The 19,018-nt window shown below is 47.3% G+C and carries 21 protein-coding genes and 1 other annotated feature; of the genes, 18 read left to right on the top strand and 3 right to left on the bottom strand.

Translation table 11 applies throughout. From position 1 onward, the window contains the following. The first annotated feature begins 15 nt into the window (after window positions 1–15). Together BLV33_RS07120 and BLV33_RS07115 are read left to right on the top strand one after the other, a co-directional pair. Window positions 16–729, top strand: a complete 714-nt coding sequence (locus BLV33_RS07120; RefSeq protein ID WP_090789581.1) for a response regulator transcription factor — start codon at window positions 16–18, stop codon at window positions 727–729. 1 nt (window position 730) lies between these two features. Next, the gene (locus BLV33_RS07115) at window positions 731–2,614 is read left to right on the top strand and encodes an ATP-binding protein (protein WP_090789579.1); all 1,884 of its coding nucleotides are present in this window, start codon (window positions 731–733) and stop codon (window positions 2,612–2,614) included. Between the two features lie 135 nt (window positions 2,615–2,749). On the opposite strand, the gene serA is transcribed toward BLV33_RS07115, so the two are convergent. Continuing rightward, entirely contained in the window at window positions 2,750–4,333 is a 1,584-nt protein-coding gene (gene serA, locus BLV33_RS07110; RefSeq protein ID WP_090789577.1) for a phosphoglycerate dehydrogenase, read from the bottom strand. 124 nt (window positions 4,334–4,457) lie between these two features. Continuing rightward, window positions 4,458–4,689 (bottom strand) — a binding site (T-box leader). 233 nt (window positions 4,690–4,922) lie between these two features. On the opposite strand from serA, the gene BLV33_RS07105 reads away from it, so the two are divergent. Continuing rightward, window positions 4,923–5,240, top strand: coding sequence for a rhodanese-like domain-containing protein (locus BLV33_RS07105; protein ID WP_090789576.1), 318 nt, complete (start codon window positions 4,923–4,925; stop codon window positions 5,238–5,240). A gap of 70 nt (window positions 5,241–5,310) precedes the next feature. Here the strand turns inward: BLV33_RS07105 and BLV33_RS07100 are convergent, their stop codons facing one another. Continuing rightward, the gene (locus tag BLV33_RS07100) at window positions 5,311–6,231 is read right to left on the bottom strand and encodes a hypothetical protein (protein ID WP_090789574.1); all 921 of its coding nucleotides are present in this window, start codon (window positions 6,229–6,231) and stop codon (window positions 5,311–5,313) included. 88 nt (window positions 6,232–6,319) lie between these two features. On the opposite strand from BLV33_RS07100, the gene BLV33_RS07095 reads away from it, so the two are divergent. The 5 genes from BLV33_RS07095 to BLV33_RS07075 all read left to right on the top strand — a co-directional run bounded on the left by BLV33_RS07095 (window position 6,320) and on the right by BLV33_RS07075 (window position 10,449). Continuing rightward, window positions 6,320–6,922, top strand: coding sequence for a CPBP family intramembrane glutamic endopeptidase (locus BLV33_RS07095; protein ID WP_090789572.1), 603 nt, complete (start codon window positions 6,320–6,322; stop codon window positions 6,920–6,922). Then, the gene (locus BLV33_RS07090) at window positions 6,922–7,125 is read left to right on the top strand and encodes a hypothetical protein (RefSeq protein WP_090789570.1); all 204 of its coding nucleotides are present in this window, start codon (window positions 6,922–6,924) and stop codon (window positions 7,123–7,125) included. The genes BLV33_RS07095 and BLV33_RS07090 overlap by 1 nt, the downstream gene beginning before the upstream one ends. Before the next feature lie 12 nt (window positions 7,126–7,137). Then, window positions 7,138–7,956, top strand: a complete 819-nt coding sequence (gene modA, locus BLV33_RS07085; RefSeq protein WP_090789568.1) for a molybdate ABC transporter substrate-binding protein — start codon at window positions 7,138–7,140, stop codon at window positions 7,954–7,956. Between the two features lie 5 nt (window positions 7,957–7,961). Then, on the top strand, window positions 7,962–8,624 hold the full coding sequence (gene modB, locus BLV33_RS07080; RefSeq protein ID WP_171909042.1) for a molybdate ABC transporter permease subunit: 663 nt from the start codon (window positions 7,962–7,964) through the stop codon (window positions 8,622–8,624). 178 nt (window positions 8,625–8,802) lie between these two features. Next, complete coding sequence (locus BLV33_RS07075; protein ID WP_090789565.1) at window positions 8,803–10,449, top strand: stalk domain-containing protein; 1,647 nt, start codon at window positions 8,803–8,805, stop codon at window positions 10,447–10,449. A 66-nt stretch (window positions 10,450–10,515) separates the two neighbouring features. Here BLV33_RS07075 and BLV33_RS07070 read toward each other — a convergent pair whose 3' ends face one another. Next, entirely contained in the window at window positions 10,516–11,373 is an 858-nt protein-coding gene (locus BLV33_RS07070) for a polysaccharide deacetylase family protein (RefSeq protein WP_090789563.1), read from the bottom strand. A 155-nt stretch (window positions 11,374–11,528) separates the two neighbouring features. Between BLV33_RS07070 and BLV33_RS07065 the strand changes: the two genes are divergently transcribed. From BLV33_RS07065 to BLV33_RS07025, 10 genes are all read left to right on the top strand, one after another. Continuing rightward, the gene (locus BLV33_RS07065) at window positions 11,529–11,768 is read left to right on the top strand and encodes a hypothetical protein (protein WP_090789561.1); all 240 of its coding nucleotides are present in this window, start codon (window positions 11,529–11,531) and stop codon (window positions 11,766–11,768) included. Between the two features lie 214 nt (window positions 11,769–11,982). Beyond that, window positions 11,983–12,591 (top strand): genetic competence negative regulator, encoded by a 609-nt coding sequence (locus tag BLV33_RS07060; RefSeq protein ID WP_090789559.1) that lies wholly within the window; start codon window positions 11,983–11,985, stop codon window positions 12,589–12,591. A gap of 195 nt (window positions 12,592–12,786) precedes the next feature. Next, a complete protein-coding gene (locus BLV33_RS07055) occupies window positions 12,787–14,031 on the top strand; it encodes a Glu/Leu/Phe/Val family dehydrogenase (RefSeq protein WP_090789557.1) in 1,245 nt (414 codons plus the stop codon). Between the two features lie 45 nt (window positions 14,032–14,076). After that, a complete protein-coding gene (gene prsW, locus BLV33_RS07050; protein WP_090789555.1) occupies window positions 14,077–14,772 on the top strand; it encodes a glutamic-type intramembrane protease PrsW in 696 nt (231 codons plus the stop codon). Window positions 14,773–14,845: 73 nt separating this feature from the next. Beyond that, a complete protein-coding gene (locus BLV33_RS29225) occupies window positions 14,846–15,004 on the top strand; it encodes a hypothetical protein (RefSeq protein ID WP_171909041.1) in 159 nt (52 codons plus the stop codon). A 124-nt stretch (window positions 15,005–15,128) separates the two neighbouring features. Further along, a complete protein-coding gene (gene ypeB / locus BLV33_RS07045) occupies window positions 15,129–16,493 on the top strand; it encodes a germination protein YpeB (protein ID WP_090798743.1) in 1,365 nt (454 codons plus the stop codon). A gap of 122 nt (window positions 16,494–16,615) precedes the next feature. Continuing rightward, entirely contained in the window at window positions 16,616–17,269 is a 654-nt protein-coding gene (locus tag BLV33_RS07040; protein ID WP_090789553.1) for a flagellar brake protein, read from the top strand. Window positions 17,270–17,334: 65 nt separating this feature from the next. After that, entirely contained in the window at window positions 17,335–17,547 is a 213-nt protein-coding gene (locus BLV33_RS07035; protein ID WP_090789551.1) for a hypothetical protein, read from the top strand. 115 nt (window positions 17,548–17,662) lie between these two features. Continuing rightward, entirely contained in the window at window positions 17,663–18,346 is a 684-nt protein-coding gene (gene cmk / locus BLV33_RS07030; protein ID WP_090789549.1) for a (d)CMP kinase, read from the top strand. Between the two features lie 2 nt (window positions 18,347–18,348). Then, the gene (locus BLV33_RS07025; protein ID WP_090789547.1) at window positions 18,349–18,927 is read left to right on the top strand and encodes a lysophospholipid acyltransferase family protein; all 579 of its coding nucleotides are present in this window, start codon (window positions 18,349–18,351) and stop codon (window positions 18,925–18,927) included. Window positions 18,928–19,018: the final 91 nt, after the last annotated feature.

The raw sequence follows: 19,018 nt of genomic DNA, 5'->3' as shown, positions 1-19,018 counted from the left end.
AAGGTTGTGTAGCTCATGGAACAGAAATCAAGCATTTTGGTCGTCGATGATGAAGAACGAATTCGCCGTTTGCTTCGGATGTATCTGGAAAAGGAAGGCTATCTCATCGAAGAAGCCGAGGATGGAGAAACGGCACTGCGCATGGCGAGTGAAACGGATTATGATCTTGTGCTGCTTGATGTTATGCTGCCCGGAATCGACGGAGTCGAGGTATGCTCGAGGCTCCGCCAGGTTAAATCGACCCCGGTTATTATGCTGACAGCCAAAGGGGAAGAAACGAACCGCGTTCAGGGCTTTGAAGTGGGAGCGGACGATTATGTGGTGAAGCCTTTCAGCCCTCGCGAGGTTATCTATCGGGTCAAAGCGATTTTAAGACGCTCCTCGGCAACAGCCTTTTTATCGAAGGACGCCAACTCGAGCAATAATATTGTCTTTCCGAATTTGATCATTGAACATGATGCGCACCGAGTTACGGCCGGTGGACAAGAAATTGCTCTGACACCCAAAGAGTATGAGCTGCTTCATTATTTGGCGGTGTCGCCGGACAAGGTGTTCTCTCGGGAAGAGCTGCTCAAGGATGTTTGGAACTACGAGTTTTTCGGCGACCTCCGCACTGTTGATACGCATGTGAAGCGTCTTCGTGAAAAATTAAACAAAGTCTCCCCGGAAGCGGCGACCATGATTACAACCGTATGGGGAGTAGGTTATAAGCTAGAGGTGCCCAAATAACGTGTTTATCTTCAGAAGTGTTGTAGGTAAGCTGTGGCTCACCATTATCGGCCTGGTGGCGGTTGTACTGCTCATCCTGGGCCTTTTTCTCGTTAATTACCTGGGCGATTACTTCTCTCAGGCTAACGATCAAAAGGCCAGTCTGGAACGGCTGGCTACCCGTTTTTCCGTAGAGGCGGGACGGCACTTGAATGACGTGCAATTTTACTCGTTGAGCAATGAAGTGCTCTCGAATCTGGCTGCGAGAATGCTGATTGTCACGACGGATATGAAGGAAACCGCTGCACCTGCAGCGGGGGCAGATAATGTGCTTCCGTTTCATGCTTTGGATTTCTTCACCCTTGGAGAGCTTAAGCAGGTATTTGCAGGTCAGACGATGATGAATCAAATTACCTCTGATCAAGCCAACCGATTTCGCTCGGGAACCGGTTATTTGGCTGTAGCGGTCCCGCTTCGCACAGAGGCTGGAACGATCGTCGGCGCAACTGTCGTTTACCAATCGCTGCAATCCTTGGAAGCGACTCAATCTTATGTGCTTCGTCTTTTCATTTATGTATCCATCATGGGCTTCTTGATGACCACTTTCTTTGCATTCTTTCTGTTCTCGAGAATTACAAGGCCGCTTCAGCAGCTTAATAAAGCGGCTGACCTGATCACGCAAGGGGAATATGGCACGCGTGTGCCTATTTTGTCGAGCGATGAGATCGGGGAGCTTGCCAAAACCTTCAACCACATGGGGGAAGAGCTGCAGGACAGCATCAAGGCGCTCAGCCAGGAGAAGGAGCATCTGTCCAGCGTTTTGCGCAGTATGACGGATGCGGTCATTACTCTGGATGCCGAGGGCACCGTCATACTGACCAATCCGCAGGGCGAACGCATCATCCAGGAATGGGGCCAAATTCATTGGGCTGAGCCGTCGGACAGCTTGCCGGATGAATATTCCCGTGAATCGATAAAGCCGTACAGCGGAAGAGGTGGAAGCTATGATGCCCAGCAAATACCTGAGCCGCTCAAGCCGCTGTTTGAATCCGTAGTGGTCGAATCGATGGAGACTACTTCCAAGGTTCATGTGCTGAGCGGTGTCTGGTCTGTCGCGATGACCCCCTTATACTCGCGGGATCAGATTCGCGGAGCTGTGGCTGTGCTTCGCGACGTGACTGAGGAGTTCCGCCTCGATAAGCTGCGGAAGGACTTCGTCGCCAACGTGTCGCACGAGCTGCGCACACCGTTGTCGATGCTGCAGGGCTATAGTGAAGCCCTGCTGGACGATATCGCGGCGACGCCGGAGGAGCGCAAGGAGCTGGCGCAGGTCATCTATGACGAGTCGCTCCGCATGGGGCGGCTGGTCCGCGACCTGCTCGATCTGGCGAGGATGGAAGCCGGCCATCTCGAGCTGAACTTCAGGGAGGTGGAGCTCACCTCCCTGATCAAGCGCATGCACCGTAAATTCACGGTGCTGGCGAAAGAATCGGGCATCACGCTCGCCGTCGTGCTGCCCGATCATCCCCTCATCCTGCACAGCGCGGATGAGGATCGGCTCGAGCAGGTGCTGACCAACCTGCTCGATAATGCGTTTCGACATACGCCCGCCGGGGCGCGTATTGTCGTGAAGGCGGAGCCGGCCGTGCTGCGCGAGCAGCCGGCTCTGCGCCTGGAGGTCACGGACGAAGGGCAGGGAATTCCTGCGGGGGATCTGCCTTTTATCTTTGAGCGCTTCTACAAAGCGGACAAAGCGCGTACCAGAGGCTTGTCCACAGGCGGCACGGGCTTAGGCCTGGCCATCGTCAAAAACATTGTAGACTCCCATCACGGCACTGTAAACGCGCAGAGCACGGTGGGGCAGGGAACGACATTCACGATCCTTCTGCCTTGCGATACAAAGTAAACTCAGCAGGCACCTTATTGACTGGATGTGCCATACTGTCAGTGCAGGAAAGAGGCGTATGCTGTAGAATTCTGCAGCATACGCCTCTTTGGTGTAGAATGATCAACATTAATCTTGTTGTTCGTGAAACAATCTTTAAATCCGAAGATCTCTCACGTTAACGATCTCCGAAAGTGTGCCAAGTTCCGACAAGACTTCCTTCGGAGCTTGTTTATCGATGGTCAGAACCATGATGGCGGATCCGCCTATCACTTTACGGCCGACCTGCATGGTGGCGATGTTGACATCATTATTGCCGAGCAGAGTGCCTACACGACCGATAATACCCGGTTTATCATTATGCGAGATGAGCAGGAGATGACCTTCCGGAGTGAAGTCAACCGGATATTGATCGATCAGCACGATCCGTTCGCCGATACCGGCGAGCAGGGTGCCGGCCAATACTTTTTCTTCTTGCTTGGTTTTGACGGTTACCGTCAACAGGTTAGTAAAGCTGTTTGAAGTCGTTGATGTTTGCACGGAAACATTCACCCCGCGGGTTTTTGCCAAATTCATCGCATTGACGATATTGATCGACTCCAATTGCTCGGCGAAGACACCTTTCACAATATGGCGAGTGAGCGGGCTTGTATCTACATCGGCAAGATCGCCGGCATAATTCACGATAATTTCGTATACCGCACCACGAGTGATTTGTCCGAGAATTCGGCCGATCTTTTCACCGAGCTTAAAATACGGTTGAAGCTTGTTAAGTACATTGGCGGGAACTGGAGGCATGTTGACCGCGTTTTTAAACGGCTCGTCTCTAAGAATATGAAGCACTTCCGCGGAAACATCAATCGCGACATTCTCCTGCGCTTCAATCGTGGAAGCACCGAGATGCGGTGTCACAATGATGCGAGGATTGTTCAAAAAAGGATGATCGGGTGCGGGAGGCTCCTCTTCGAAAACGTCGAAAGCGGCTCCTGCCACTATACCTTCATTTACAGCATCCACCAAGGCAAGCTCATCAATAATGCCGCCGCGTGCGCAGTTGATGATGCGGATACCCGGTTTCATTAGAGCGAATTGAGCCTTGCCAATCAAATGGTGGGTTTCACTGGTCAGCGGTGTATGAACCGTAATGAAATCCGCTTTCGCCGCAATCTCATTCACGGTGCCCAGCTTGACTCCGATTTTCTCTGCGCGCTCTTCTGTCAGGAACGGGTCATAGCCGATAACCTCCATGCCGAATACTTTCGCACGCTTGGCGACCTCGCTGCCAATGCGTCCCATTCCAAGGATACCCAGCACCTTGTTGCGAAGCTCTACGCCAACGAAGGATTTGCGGTCCCATTCCCCGCTGACTGTTTTCTTATAAGCCTGAGGGATAAAACGGGCAACCGACATCATCATAGCAAACGTATGCTCACTGGTAGCGATCGTATTGCCGTCCGGGGCGTTGATCACCACGATCCCGCTGTTGGTTGCAGCTTCCAGATCAATGTTGTCCACACCGACTCCGGCGCGGCCAATGACTTTTAATCCTGGAGCGGCTTTCATGATATTTGCAGTCACTTTGGTTTGACTGCGTACGAGCAGAGCATCATACTCGCCGATAATGGCAGCGAGTTCATCCTCGGAAAGGCCGGCTTTTCTGTGAACTTCTACATCTTCTGCATCATACAGAAGCTGAATTCCCATATCACTGATGGGGTCGGTCACTAATACTTTGAACATGATGGTTTCCTCCTCAGAGTTTTGCTTTAGCAAAACTGGCATCGTAAGCATAATCTAGGGATGCAATGGTCTATAAAGAATAAAAAACTCCCGGCCTTGGTGCAGGCGAGAAAAAACCTGCAGCCAAAGGGACGAGAGCTTGCTTTCGTGGTACCACCCTAATTCGTCGTCCATTCGCATGGACAACCTCAACGGTCTTGCGACCGGGAACTGTAACGGGTTCCGATTCCGACTGCATCTACTTCATTTCGATGCAATAACTCTGGAGTGCTCCGCAAAAGATTCGCTGCCGATTCTCACCTGCCATCGGCTCTCTGAAAGCTAATTCTATTGCTTGGTTCCGTCAACGCTTTACTGCGATATAGAATTTTTATTAATGTAACACGGGTATTCATAGAGTGTCAATAGTGATGAATCCTTTTCACATCAATGTCATAATTGCAAATGCTTCCTTGGATTCATGGAGTTGACCCTTCTCATTCTAAGCATTAGTCGAAGGAATTGCAATGCTTTTCGCTTGAAGGAATGATAAAAATTCGTTATGCTTCAACTAAGCAGCGTTGATAGAAGAGGGAGATGAGGAACCGGAATGACCCATATTCATCCTAAACCATTTACAGAGTTACTCGAACAGGATACCGGGAAACAAATAGTCGTTATTGATGTGCGGGAACAGGTTGAATGGGATTATTACCATTTGGATCATACGCTGTTGATACCGATGAATTCCATACCCGGACGAATTCATGAAATACCCCAGGATCAAGAGGTGTATATCATTTGCGCTCATGGTGTTCGCAGCGAGATGGTTTGCGGGTATTTACGGGAAAACGGATTTGATCGAGTCATCAATGTGGATGGGGGCATGGCAGCGGTCGCTTATTTAAGAGGGTTTGCTTACGATTAGGCTTAGAAGCATTAAACTAAGGGCTGTGCCGAAAGTATGTAATGATGCTTTCGGTACAGCCCTGTTTCCATTAATTCACGCTTGAGAAGAAAGGCAGCTGAGGCAGCAGCTCATTGCTGTACCACTTCGCCTTTCCATTCACGAAATCTCCAGAGCGGATCGCATCCGTACTCAGAAGTAGATCGAGCGTTTGATTTACATCGGCTGCTCCCAGCTTAGTAGCTTGTCCGGAAGCAATGAAATCATCGATACGTATCGTGACATCCTGAGGATAATAAGGCACAAAGAATTTTCCGTTTAACAGCTGCATGGTCACGTACCAATTTTTGACATTAAGATTCATTTGTCTCCATGCATCCAGGCTGACCGGTTTACTGATGTCTGCCTGTTTCAGGTTATTATCGAGGGTTTGATTCCACTTCACCACCGATTCGAAATAATTCTTTTGTGCGGTAAGTGCTTGATTCTTGGCTTCAACGAAGAATGCATCCTTATTCATCTCCTCTAGGAGCTGAGTGCCGCGCAAGGAATTTGCCTTAGGTTGAAAATTGTTCAATGCGTCTGTAAATAATTTTAAGCTTTTGAGATAATTTTGATGCGACTCCTGCAGCAGGGGTGAAGAATTGGGCAATGTTTTACCCTGAAGCGCTTTGTATTTTTCATCCGAGAGCTTGGACAGCTCCTTCAGAACGGCTGCGGCATCAATGGTAGAGCTGTTGACTTCAATTTGATGCAGCTGATCAAACCATTTATTCTGAAATTCCCTAAAGGGCAAATAAATGGTATGGTAGAAAGAGACCAAGACCTGTTGGTCATAAGCACCCGGTTCTTCGATAACTTCTTTGTCTTTTTGCATCAATTTCTCGTATTTTTGATCCGATTTCTGTCTGCCGATTTCTAATCCATAGAAAAAAGCTCCGAGAATACAAACGAGCATAAAGATAAACATTAATGCAAACAAGTAATCGGTGCGGGTCAGACGCTTATCCATAATCTAGCTCCCTTAAATCTCTTTTTCTTTCTATAGTATAGGTGAAAAATCTGGAAAAGGGAATATCCGCCTTGGAAAGGGAAAACTAATGAGGAAATTCGACTTCAAGAATATTCGCTTTGGCAAAGTGAATTTAGATACATTGGATGATAAGACCTTAATGCTCAATTTATACTTGACGCAACTAATAACCTTGATTGTCGGTATTGTCATTATCCTCATTCAAAGGAATCATGTGCTTTCATTATTCAACCTTCATGCAGGCTGGCAAATATTGATCTGGGGAGTACTGTTTGCTGCTGCCGTCCTGGGACTAGACCTCTTGGTTTCAAGGTGGGTACCCAAGGAAGTTTCGGATGACGGCGGAGTCAACGAGATGATTTTCGGCAAAAGAGCTTTTTGGCATATTGCTCTGATTTCATTGATCGTTGCTTGTTGTGAAGAGCTGTTATTCCGGGGTGCCATTCAGCATGCTTGGGGACCTTATTGGACCAGTATTTTATTTGCGGCTATTCATATTCGCTACTTGCAGCATTGGCTTATGACGGGAATGGTTTTTAGCATCAGCTACGGGCTTGGATGGATTTATTTGCACACGGGAACACTATGGACCCCGATTGTCGCTCATTTTCTCATCGATTTAACTATGGGTTGTATACTTCGTTACAGCAAGGAGGAAGAAGCTCAGTAATGCGCTCGAAAAAATCGCGGGAAGTCCCTGCATATTCAGACATACTCAGACAGCAGGAAACGGAAGATCACTATTTACCTCCCAGAAAAGTCATCCATCCCTCGGAAAATGGAAAATGGACTCGCATCTTTTATCAGACCGTGCTTTGGCTTTTTGTACTGCTGGTAATTGGTCTGACAATCTGGGGGATAAGCTATAAATAAGGTGGAAGAAAGATGAATACCGTCAAGAAAATCATGCTTTTATTATCTGTAAGCTTATTTGTTTTATCAGGATGCCAAACATCGGGCGGACAATCTTCTCTGGCTTCAATCACTCCTTCTAAGACTTCGGCCCAAACCGAATTAATCGTTTCGGCTGCAGCCAGCTTGCAGGACAGCTTAAAGGAATTTGCCGCGTTGTATGAGAAGTCGCATCCGGAAATAAAGCTTGTCTTTAACTTTGGCGCCTCTGGAGCTTTGCAGCAGCAAATTGAACAAGGCGCGCCCGCAGATCTGTTTATCTCTGCCGGACAGAAGCAAATGGACGCATTGATTGCTAAACAGCTATTAGCGAAGGACCAAACCGTACCCTTGTTGGATAACTCGTTGGTTGCGATTGTTCCAGCTGACAGCAAGCTTCCTCTATCGGCAGCTGACGAGATTAACGATCCGAGGTTGCAAAAATTAGCAATTGGTGATGTTGAATCCGTACCCGCGGGTGGTTATGCCAAAGAATCCTTAAGCTTCTATAAGCTTTGGGACTTGCTTCAGCCCAAACTGGTTTTTGCCAAGGATGTAAGGCAGGTGCTGACCTACGTGGAATCCGGAAATGTAGATGCAGGCCTGGTGTATCTTACAGATGCATTAACGTCGAAAAGGGTGAAGTTAGCGTTTACCTTTGATCCGGCAAGCCATCATGTGATCCAATACCCTGCAGGAGTGTTAAAAGCAGCAAAGCATGCGAATGCGGCTGCTGCTTTATTAGCGGACCTTCAAGGGAAAGAAGCAGCAGAGATTTTCACCAAATATGGCTTTAAAAAGCCAGGAGAATAAGTGCTATGGAAATAAGCTGGCAAGAATTTTACAGTCCGATTTGGATTTCACTGAAAGTTAGTCTGTTATCGAGCTTGATTGTGTTTGTAATCGGCACATGGGCCGCATGGTGGATGGCGGATAAAACGTTTCGCGGGCAATCATTGGTGGAAACCGTATTTATCCTGCCGCTCGTGCTTCCGCCTTCCGCAGTCGGCTTTGTTTTGCTTATGCTTTTGGGCCGAAATGGCTGGTTGGGGCAAGTCATTCAAGCCTGGTTTCACAGCTCTTTGATCTTTACCTGGTGGGCTGCGGTCATAGCTTCGGTTGTCGTCTCATTTCCATTGGTCTATCAAACGATGAAGCTCGGATTTGTTTCGGTAGAAAGGGAGATTCTGGAGGCAGCACGTTGTCAAGGGGCCGGAGAATGGCAGCTTCTTCGATACATAAGATTTCCTTTAATGTTGAATTCACTGAAAGCCGGTTACATACTTGGGTTTGCCAGAGGGCTCGGAGAATTCGGTGCGACCATTATGATTGCGGGCAATATACCTGGTAGGACTCAGACCATTCCGACTGCCATTTTTGGAGCTGTTGATTCGGGGAAAATATCGCTGGCCTGGACTTGGTCGGCCGTTATTATATGGCTTTCTTTCCTCATGCTTTGGCTTGCACGCCGTTCCAAGTAAATCTAGCATTTTTGTTATCGCGAGCAGGAATATACCCCAATTCCACCCAAATGAAACACTCCCGTAACAAGATCATTATACTTTGCTTATATTTATCTTATTCTTCTCTAACAAATTATGGTTAAACTCTAATTTGTAGCTACACAGCCATTTAATAGACAGGAGGATATTAACGCAGATGACTTTTAGATTTCATCCATCATTTAAAGTACTCTTATTTTTACTTGTCTTATTGAGCGCAATTATTTTGCCTGCCAAGCCTACATGGGCTTTATCTTACAGTTATGTCACTTTCCCGGATGGGAAATTAGGTATTGCAAGGCCTGATATTGGTGTGAATTTCATGGATCTTAGCGAACAACTCGCACCCGTTTCCTATGAAATGTATATCAACAACAAACTTGTAAACGCCGTTTATGATCCTAATAAGACACAATATGTATATCACCCTGGCAATGATTTGTCTCCAGGCAATTATGCGGTCAAGCTTGTTTTCCGTTACGATGGATATCAAGCGAAAACCCTCGAATGGAGCTTTTCGATCTTGAGCGGGGCTGCCTCGCTCTCTGCAGGTTCGACAGCCGAGCAGCGTGCAGGACTTCAAGCTATTAATGACTATCGCCAGCTGCTGGGGCTTTCACCGGTTGTTTTCAACAATGCTCTTAATACGGCTGCACTCAAGCATGCGCATTATTTGGCCGTGAATAAGATAGATCCGATCAATACCTCGGATTCCTTGCATGATGAGAATCCTTCCAAAACCGCCTATATCGGCAAAAGCCTGGCAGACCGAATCAACTATGTCGGGTACGGAAAAGGTGCAGCGGAGGATGTCGCTTATAAACGATCTACGTTGGTAGAAGCGATTGACAGCTTGTTCGATGCTCCGTACCACCGCAGTCCATTTCTGAGCCCGGATATGACAGAAATAGGCATTGCCAAAGAAGGGGATTTCCATGTCGTTGAGTTTGGATATAAAAGTCCCGCGACCTCTCAATTGGTTGTCTCTCCATCGGACGGCGATGTGTTCGTCCCGACTTCATTTGACGGGCATGAAGCGCCGGATCCGATTCGGATTCATCCTGGGGCCTCTTACCCGGTAGGCTACCCGATCATGGCCAGCGTAACAGGGCCAGGGATCTCAAAAACCACCCTGCAATCCGCCACTTTAGCGGACAGCAGCGGCAAAAAAATAGAGCTGCTGCAAAATCAGGCTTCCAATGATGACCATCTGGATACCGAAGTCATCCTTCTTCCAGCTGTGGCTCTGCAGGCCGATACCGTTTACCAGGCATCTGTTAAATTGACAACCATCTATAAGGACGGCAGGACACAAAGCTTTGACAAGACCTGGAAGTTCCGCACAGAGCCGACACCTGGTATTGGTTCCGACAAACTTCACGCCGATACGAATGGCTATATGCTGCAGATCGGAAATCTGGGCTTAATTCGCCAGCATTCCGTTTCCTTCGGATTGGATAATAATTACTACCTGCTGGATCAAGTTCGTTTTCCCATGACACGCACCCCCTATATCGTGGACGGAACTTCATTTTTGTACATTCGTGATCTGGCAGCAGCGCTTGGAGCAACAGTTTCCTGGGACGATTCCCGCAAAGCGGCTATTTATAAGAAAAATGATAAGACTGTTACTTTCTTTACAAATAGGAATGTGTACGCCATTAATGGCGTTGAATATTCCACCGGTGCTCCAGCGCAATTGATTAACGAGATGACCATGCTTCCAGTTCGCTTACTCTCTTTTACCTTAGGCGCGAAAGTCGATTATGTTGACAGTACTCGCACTGTGATACTTTCTTATTAATGATCAAAGAAAAAACGACCCATTCTCCGGGTCGTTTTTTCTTTGTTCCTGGTGCAGATTATAGTGTTATCTGGCTTCGAGCTCTATAGAGCGAGGGTCCACAAAGGAGTAGCCTTTCTCCTCAAGCTTGGTTAGCAGCTCGTCCAGGACGCTTACAGTCCACGGAAGCTCATGCATGAGTATATTGCTGCCGGGATGCAGCTGGCTTAACACGTTTTCGACGACTTTAGCGGGTTCGTTCTTTGCGTTCGTCATCTCCCAATCCTTGGAACCGTTGGACCAGGTCATATAGAGCATATGCTCGGAACTGACTTTTTCTCTCAGGTAGCTGCTGCCCAAGCCGAAGGGCGGGCGGAAAAATTGAGGTGCCGAACCGGTCAGGTCCTTGACAATCTTCTGCACATCACCAACCTGTTGATCAACCTTCGGATTGTCGACTTTTTTGAGATCAATATGATCCCAGGAATGATTACCAATAGTCATTCCACTGTCATTCAGCAGCTTAAGAATCTCCGGCTTTTGCTTGATGCGATATCCGTTCAAAAAGAAAATGGCGCTGGCTTTATGCTTTTTTAATGTAGCTATCAAGGACTCATTCATCTCTTTTTCTTTCGGTCCGTCGTCAAATGTCAGAAGGACAACCTTCTTATTCCCAGAGGAATCATTAGGCACAATGTCGTAAATTTTATTCATGTGGTACGTTTTAGCAACCTCTTTCCCTGCAGGAGACGGCTCTGGAGATGGGGATGGTGCTGCGGTCGCCGTTGAAGCAGGAGAAGTTGTGTTAGTAGGTGCAGTACTTGCAGTAACCATAGGCGTGGAGCTGGCTGCATTGGAACCTGCCGTTGATTTAGCGGCCCCGCCTGTACATGCGGATAACAGCATAGTTAAAGCAATTAAGGTCAAACTTGCTTTTCTCATCATAATCTCCTCTTTGTTGGATATGCCTTACCCTTATCATTTTACCACAATTCCCAAAAGATTTACTCCTTTCTTTTCCTATAAAATGGATGAATGGCCATTTGTAAAGAGGTGTACCCTATACAAGAGTTGAAACTACATGTTATGGAGGGATTTACATGCGAATGGGCACCTTTATGCTCGGTGGAATTGTCGGCGCTGCCGCTGTAATTTACTTGAACCGCAACGCAAGATCAATGATGTACTCAGCCTTTAATTCGTCGAACACCTCAGCCGACAGTTCCTGGAAGAATCGTTCCCAGCAGTCGGATCATATGGGAAAGATGAACTCGACCATGTTTCAAGCCGGAGATGAAAGTCAATCCAAAGCAGTTCAGAACAGTGCGAATATCCATTAACCATCAACAGCGAGAGCAGTCAGGCCTGACCACGGGTCCGGCTGTTCTTTTTCATTTCTATTGAACTTAAACGTGCATTTCGTTCTGAATAATGATAACATGATAGGTGAAAATCTCTAGAAGTTGATCTGGTTGCACATACATCTAGTGGGGATTTGGCTGCTCACCTTTTAGTGCCTTGAATCATAATCTGTATAAAAGGGGGGATCCTATCATGAAAATAGAGCGTTTAAGTCAGGATAAGATACGGATTTTCCTAACATTTGACGACTTAACCGAACGCGGCATCCAAAAGGATGACATGTGGAGAGAAATCCCCAAGGTCCATGAATTGTTCAGCGAGATGATGGACCAAGCTTATTCGGAGCTTGGATTCGATCCTTCAGGACCTCTTGCGGTGGAAGTGTTTGCTCTGCCCGCTCAAGGCATGGTAGTGATAGTAACCAGAGGCAAGCTCGACCTTTATGCTAATACGGATACCTTTGATGACCAGGAAGCAGAAGAAGTATATGAGATGGAAGTCACGCTTGAGCAAAGCGATTTGATCTCCTATGTGTTCCAAGACTTCGAAGATTTGCTTCGCGCTGCCAAAGTCATCAATCCGTTATTAATGGAAGGCGGCACTCTGTATTCCTATAAAGGCAAGTATATTTTACAGCTCGAACCCATTGAGCTTGACGACATCAAATTCCAGGCTCTGATTGCGGTATTGTCCGAATTTGGAGAGGCGGCTTCTGTCACGCGTGCTGTTCTGGAAGAGTACGGCAAGGTGGTCATAGCGGATGACGCAGTCAAAGTGCTGTGCCGCCATTTTCATTCCTAATGCTCCTCGGGTAAGCTCCAGACTTAAACCTATAAAGCATCTTCAAAAACATTTGTTTTTGCAAGGTGCTTTTTTAGCGTGAATTGATTTGTTACAGAGTAAGAGAGATAGAGCTAGAGTCGGATCTGGTTGAATAGAACCCTTAAGGGGTGCCCATGCTAAATAAACTTTCACAATGAGGTGGTTCCTGTGTCAATGATAGAAAATCTTAACGTCCTGGTATCAACACAGTCCGTCATTCATGAAGCGCTCACACGCCTCGGCTATTCGGATGAAATGTACGAACTCCTTAAGGAACCGCTGCGAGTTCTTACCGTGCGCATTCCAGTCCGTATGGATGATGGGAAAACTCGTGTATTCACCGGCTATAGGGCTCAGCATAATGATGCTGTAGGCCCAACCAAGGGAGGAGTTCGTTTTCATCCGGATGTCAATGAAGATGAAGTGAAGGCGCTCTCGATATGGATGAGCCTCAAATGCGGGATCTGTGACCTGCCCTACGGCGGGGGAAAGGGCGGTATCATCTGTGATCCGCGGCAGATGTCCTTTCAGGAGCTGGAACGGCTCAGCCGAGGTTATGTTCGGGCGATCAGTCAGCTGGTGGGCCCTTCCAAAGATATCCCTGCGCCTGATGTGATGACGAATTCTCAGATCATGGCCTGGATGATGGATGAATACAGCAGAATTCGTGAATACGATTCGCCGGGCTTTATTACAGGCAAGCCACTGGTGCTCGGCGGTTCCCATGGTCGAGAGACAGCAACGGCGAAAGGCGTCACGATCATGATAGACAAAGCGCTGCAGAAAAAAGGGATCCCCCTGCAAGACGCCAAGGTTGTGATTCAAGGCTTCGGAAATGCCGGAAGCTATCTGGCCAAATTCATGCACGAGGCAGGGGCCAGAGTGGTGGGCATCTCGGATGTGCACGGCGGCCTATATCAGCCGGAAGGGCTGGATATTGAATATTTGCTGGATCGTCGGGATTCGTTCGGAACCGTGACTAATTTATTCAAAAATGTATTGACCAATAAAGAGATACTCGAACAGGAATGCGATATTCTTGTACCTGCGGCCATTGAAAATCAAATTACTCAAGAGAATGCCCATTTAATCAATGCCAAAATCATTGTAGAGGCGGCGAACGGCCCCACTACATTGGAAGCTACAAAAATTTTGACGGAACGCGGCATATTGCTTGTTCCAGATGTGCTTGCCAGCAGCGGCGGTGTGGTTGTCTCCTATTTTGAATGGGTGCAAAACAATCAAGGCTATTATTGGACAGAAGCTGAAGTTCATGCCAAGCTGCAAGAACTCATGGAAAAATCGTTTGAAAATGTCTATAATGTACATATCACACGCGGGGTTGATATGCGTTTAGCCGCATATATGGTTGGAGCAAGAAAAATGGCTGAAGCCTCTCGTTTCAGAGGGTGGGTATAGCTAAGTCGACCTGCAAATTACGTAACGGAAAGGGGGAGACCTCAATTGAATATACTGCCCGTTATAATGGCAGCCATTGCACCGGGAATCTCTCTCCTTGTTTATTTTTATTTGAAGGATCGATACGAGACCGAACCCATTCATCTGGTGATTCGGATGTTTATATTTGGCATCATCCTTGTTTTCCCGTCCCTTGCTCTGCAGCAGGCGTTCATTCAAGAATTGGGGCAAAACAATTTCACTACCGCATTTCTATGGTCAGGCGGGTTAGAGGAATTTCTCAAATGGTTCGTCTTGTACCATATCATTTACCGTCATACTTCCTTTGATGAGCCTTATGATGGAATTGTATATGCCGTTGCTGTAAGCTTGGGTTACGGAACATTGGAAAATGTATTTTATGCCTTTATGAATGGGTCAAATTTTTCCACCCTGATGATCAGAGCCCTGCTGCCCGTGTCTGGACATGCGCTTTTTGGTGTGATGATGGGTTATTATTTAGGGAAAGCCAAATTCGATCCTGATCATTCCTATAAATATATGTGGGCTTCTCTGCTCCTGCCTATCTTCTGGCATGGCTCCTTCGATTATGTGCTGCTCGTTGCCAAATCCTATTGGGCTTGGGTGATGATCCCTTTTATGACCTATTTGTGGCTTCGCACGCTTTGGAAAGTGGAAAGAGCCAATGCGAGGTCGCCGCTGCGAGCCATACAACGTGAGGATGAGGTTAAAATCGTCTGAAAAGGGCATCCTAATCGAAAGAATCCGCAGAATTCCCCCTTCTTTTCTGCGGATGACATACGGGAGGGTGCTTATGCAGAATCACAGAGTCAAAGTCACGATCCGCTGCAGGCAATGCGGCGAACGTTTCGTCCTTAAAGGCAAGCAAGGTAAAGGTAAGATAGAAACCGGTTTTCGGCAGTGTATTTGCAATAATGAAGATGATTTTGAAGTGGAGACCGAACCGGAATAAGCCGTTCCTTCCCGGGAACGGCTTCTTTTTTTTGCCCTCATCATCGTAACAGATGCATAAAGCTTCAAGAGCAGGCAAAAACTAACGCAAGTTAACGCAAAAGAAAGGGGAACTCCATCCAATGATATATCGTAGGCTAAGCATGGCCTTGTTTCCCATCCTGGCAGTTGCTTTTATCGGAACAGCGGTATGGGGGTACAAGGAGCATCAGGACAAAAACTCTATATTGATTAAAGCGGAGAATCAGTACCAACGGGCCTTTCATGATCTATCGTATCATATGGATAAACTGCATCAAGAGTTAGGCAATACGCTTGCAGTAAATTCCACTTCGCAGGGCTCTTATCGAAAAGGGTTGGTTAATGTATGGAGGATCACGAGTCAGGCGCAGAGCGATATCAGCCAGCTGCCGCTTTCCCTGCTTCCTTTTAACAAAACGGAGGAATTTCTGGCGAATTTGGCTAACTTCTCGTACAAGACATCTATTCGGGATTTAACCAAGCAGCCTATGAATGACAATGAACTGAAGACTTTGAACGCCTTATATGGGCACTCCAAGCAGTTGACTACTGAAATACAAGGTGTTCAGGATAAGGTAATCACGAACAATTTGAGATGGATGGATGTCGAGGTTGCACTGGCTTCGGAAAAAGGACCCAATGACAATGTCATCATCGACGGTTTCTCTACGGTAGATAAGAAAGTGGGGGGCTATCCGGAAATCAATTGGGGGCCAGGCGGCTCGAGCATGTTGAAAACAATGAATATGCATGCCCTGTCCGGAAATGAAATGAGCCCTCAGGAGATTAAGCAAAAAGCGGCAGCTTTCCTTAAAAATACGGATACTTCGGCCATGCAGGTGAAAGCCAACGGAGGCAGCAATACGGATTATCAATCCTACAGCGTAACCATCCCTGACGGAAAAAATAATAATAATGCTGTTCAAATGGATTTTACCAAAAAAGGCGGTGAGCTTTTATATTATATGCATCCTCGTTCAGTGGACGCGGCTAAGCTCGACATCAGGCAAGCGAGGGATGCCGCGAGTGAGTTTCTCGATCGGCACGGGTACAAGAGCATGAGTGCCGTCAGCTACGATCAATACCATAACGTAGCCAATCTTGCTTTTGCCAAAAGGGAAAATGACATAACAATCTATCCCCAGCAAATTAATGTGACCGTAGCGCTGGATAACGGAGAGATTACCGGAATGCAAATGAATGACTATGTCTTCGGCCAGAAAGTGCGTAAATTTGCCGCCCCTAAGGTGAATGCGGCAGAAGCAAGAAAGGCGCTCAGCGGGGCTATGGAGATAACTTCCAAAAGCTTGGCAGTCATCAAGGATGACACCAATCAGGAGATCCTGTGCCATGAGTTTCTGGGAAGAATGAATGGAAACCATTATCGGATTTATGTGAACGGTGAAACAGGTGTGGAGGAAAAGGTCGAAACGATCAGGCCGCAAGAGGTCAATGCCATAGCCAAATAGATAGCCTCGGAGAAGCTGAGAGCCGGCTTCTCTTTTTTATGCTTCCTAAAATACATAGAAATGATATAATCTAAATAGCGATTCTAACGTTCATAAGATTAGTTGATAAGGGGGTGCGCGAATTGCTTCCTAAGGTAAACCAAATTTTACATTTACAAGTGAATTCAATTGATGAAGAAGAAGCGAAGATTGAATATAAATCCAGAATCGCGGATGTGACGGATGAAGGAATCGTCATGGAAGTCCCGCTTAATGAAAGATCGGGACGGCTCAAGAGGCTTTATTTGGGCGATGAGATCAGTGCCTATTTTGTTTCTCAAGGCGGCGTTAAAAACTATTTCAATACATCGGTTGTTGGCTTTAAAGAAGATGTCATTCGACTCGTGGTCATCAAGAAGCCGGAGCCGGAGGCCATCACGCAAGTGCAGCGGCGCAGTTTTCTGCGGGTTCCCGCCGAGCTGGAGATTGCTGTGAAATTCTCCAACCAGCCGCAGTTCGTTGCCATAACCGACGATGTCGGCGGCGGCGGAATCTCCTTTATCTGTGATGGATACATACCGCTTAGCGTCAATTATACCATCTCCTGTTGGGTGCTGGTGCCTTATAAAGCTGGCACCATTGAGCATGTGCCCTTAAAAGGTGAGATTGTCCGCGTCAAGGTGCTGGAATCCGGCAAGCAGCTGGCCATGGTGCGCTTTGTTGATATTACGGATAGAGATCGCCAGAAGCTGATTCGTTTTTGCTTTGAACGGCAAATGGATTTTCGCAAAAAATAGTGCATAGATTCACATGAATTGGATATACTACCAACCAAATCGATAGCTTTGGGCGGTAGAGGCAAATGACCAGAGACAAACAAAGGCAAACATTCACATACGAGCAGCTGTTCATTGTGTTCTCCGTCAAGGTGGAGAAGGTTTTGATCCGCTTTGTGCTCGTTTTTTTGTTGCTCTTGATTTGCAGCCAAGCCCTGCTTCAATTTCCTTATTGGAGAACGCATCTGACGCGAGTGGAGCCCTTGGAAGGGAAGCTGTATTCCGATTATGAGAAATAGGAATGGGGAAGGCATGATTTTGCATCTGTCCCCTTGATGTGGTATAATTTTAAGGCGAGCGGGCAGTGCCTGCTTTTTTGTTCGTAAGGTATTTAGGTTTAGGAGGAAAGGCAGCTTGCAAAAATTCAACATTGCCATTGATGGTCCCGCTGGAGCCGGGAAAAGCACGGTTGCCCGAATGGTGGCCGGTGCACTTGGATTCATCTACGTGGATACCGGAGGCATGTATAGGGCTGTAACCTGGAAAGTATTACAAGAAGGTTTGAATCCTGAGCAAACGGCAGATGTCATTGCTGTGGCCAGACGTCTGGAAATTGAGCTTCAGCCTCGTCCGGATGGGCAGCAGGTTTGGGTAGACGGAGTCGATGTAACGAAATGGATCCGATCTGCTGAAGTTAACGGATATGTTTCAAAGATAGCCAGCATCGGTGAAGTTCGACAGATTCTCGTAACCAAACAAAAACGATTGGCCACTGCCAAAGGCGTAGTCATGGACGGGCGTGATATTGGCACCCAAGTCCTGCCGGATGCCGAGCTTAAAATTTTCCTAACAGCCAGCGTCCATAAAAGAGCGGAGCGCCGTTTCAAGGAAATGCAGGACGGCGGCGACAGGGATGCGACGCTTCAACAATTAGAGCAGGATATTGCGCGTCGTGACCAAATGGATCAGGAAAGAGAAATCTCTCCGCTTGTCCGTGCGGATGATGCGCTTCTCATCGACAGCACGACCATGAGCATCCCTGAAGTCGTGGATGCGATTCTCGGGCTTTGCAGAGACAAAGCCGGAGGAGGGAAGTAAAGATGCTGTATCGATTAGGCAGGTTTTTATTTCGCATCTACTTTTATTCATTGTTACGCCTGCGTGTCGTCGGCACAGACAATGTTCCCGCCAATGGGCCTGTCGTTTTATGCGGGAATCATACGAGCTTGTTGGACCCGCCGCTGCTTGGAACTCCACTTAAGCGCATGGTTCATTTTATGGCCAAGGCTGAGCTATTCGATGTTCCGATTCTTGGAACAGTAATCTCGAAGGTCGGCGCATTCCCGGTCAAACGCGGCGGCGTGAGCAGGGAGTCCATCCGGCTTGCGATTTCGCTACTTAAAGAAGGTAAAATGATGGGGGTTTTCCCCGAAGGAAGCCGCAGCAACAGCGGAGGAATAGGCCAGAAAGGCGCGGCCAGCCTGGCGTTGAAATCAGGCGCTGCAGTAGTTCCTGTAGCAATCATCGGCAATTATACTTTATTTCGTCCCATGAAGATTGTGTATGGAACGCCAGTAGATTTAAGTGAATTTGCTGGAGGAAGCTCGGAGGATTTGGAACAAGCTACGGATAAGATTATGATGATCATACGCCGTATGCTCGCCGAGCATAGCAGCTAATCATAACTCTTGGTATGAACAAAGTTTGGCCCTGTGCTTGATCTTTGTGAATTTATAAATAATATGGATAGGTTTTTTAATCGTCGAGGAG

The organism is Paenibacillus sp. GP183 (assembly GCF_900104695.1).
Taxonomy (GTDB): Bacteria; Bacillota; Bacilli; order Paenibacillales; family NBRC-103111; genus Paenibacillus_AI.
The sequence above is the reverse complement of the archived record's forward strand: the minus strand, read 5'-3'. Positions and strand labels throughout refer to the sequence as shown.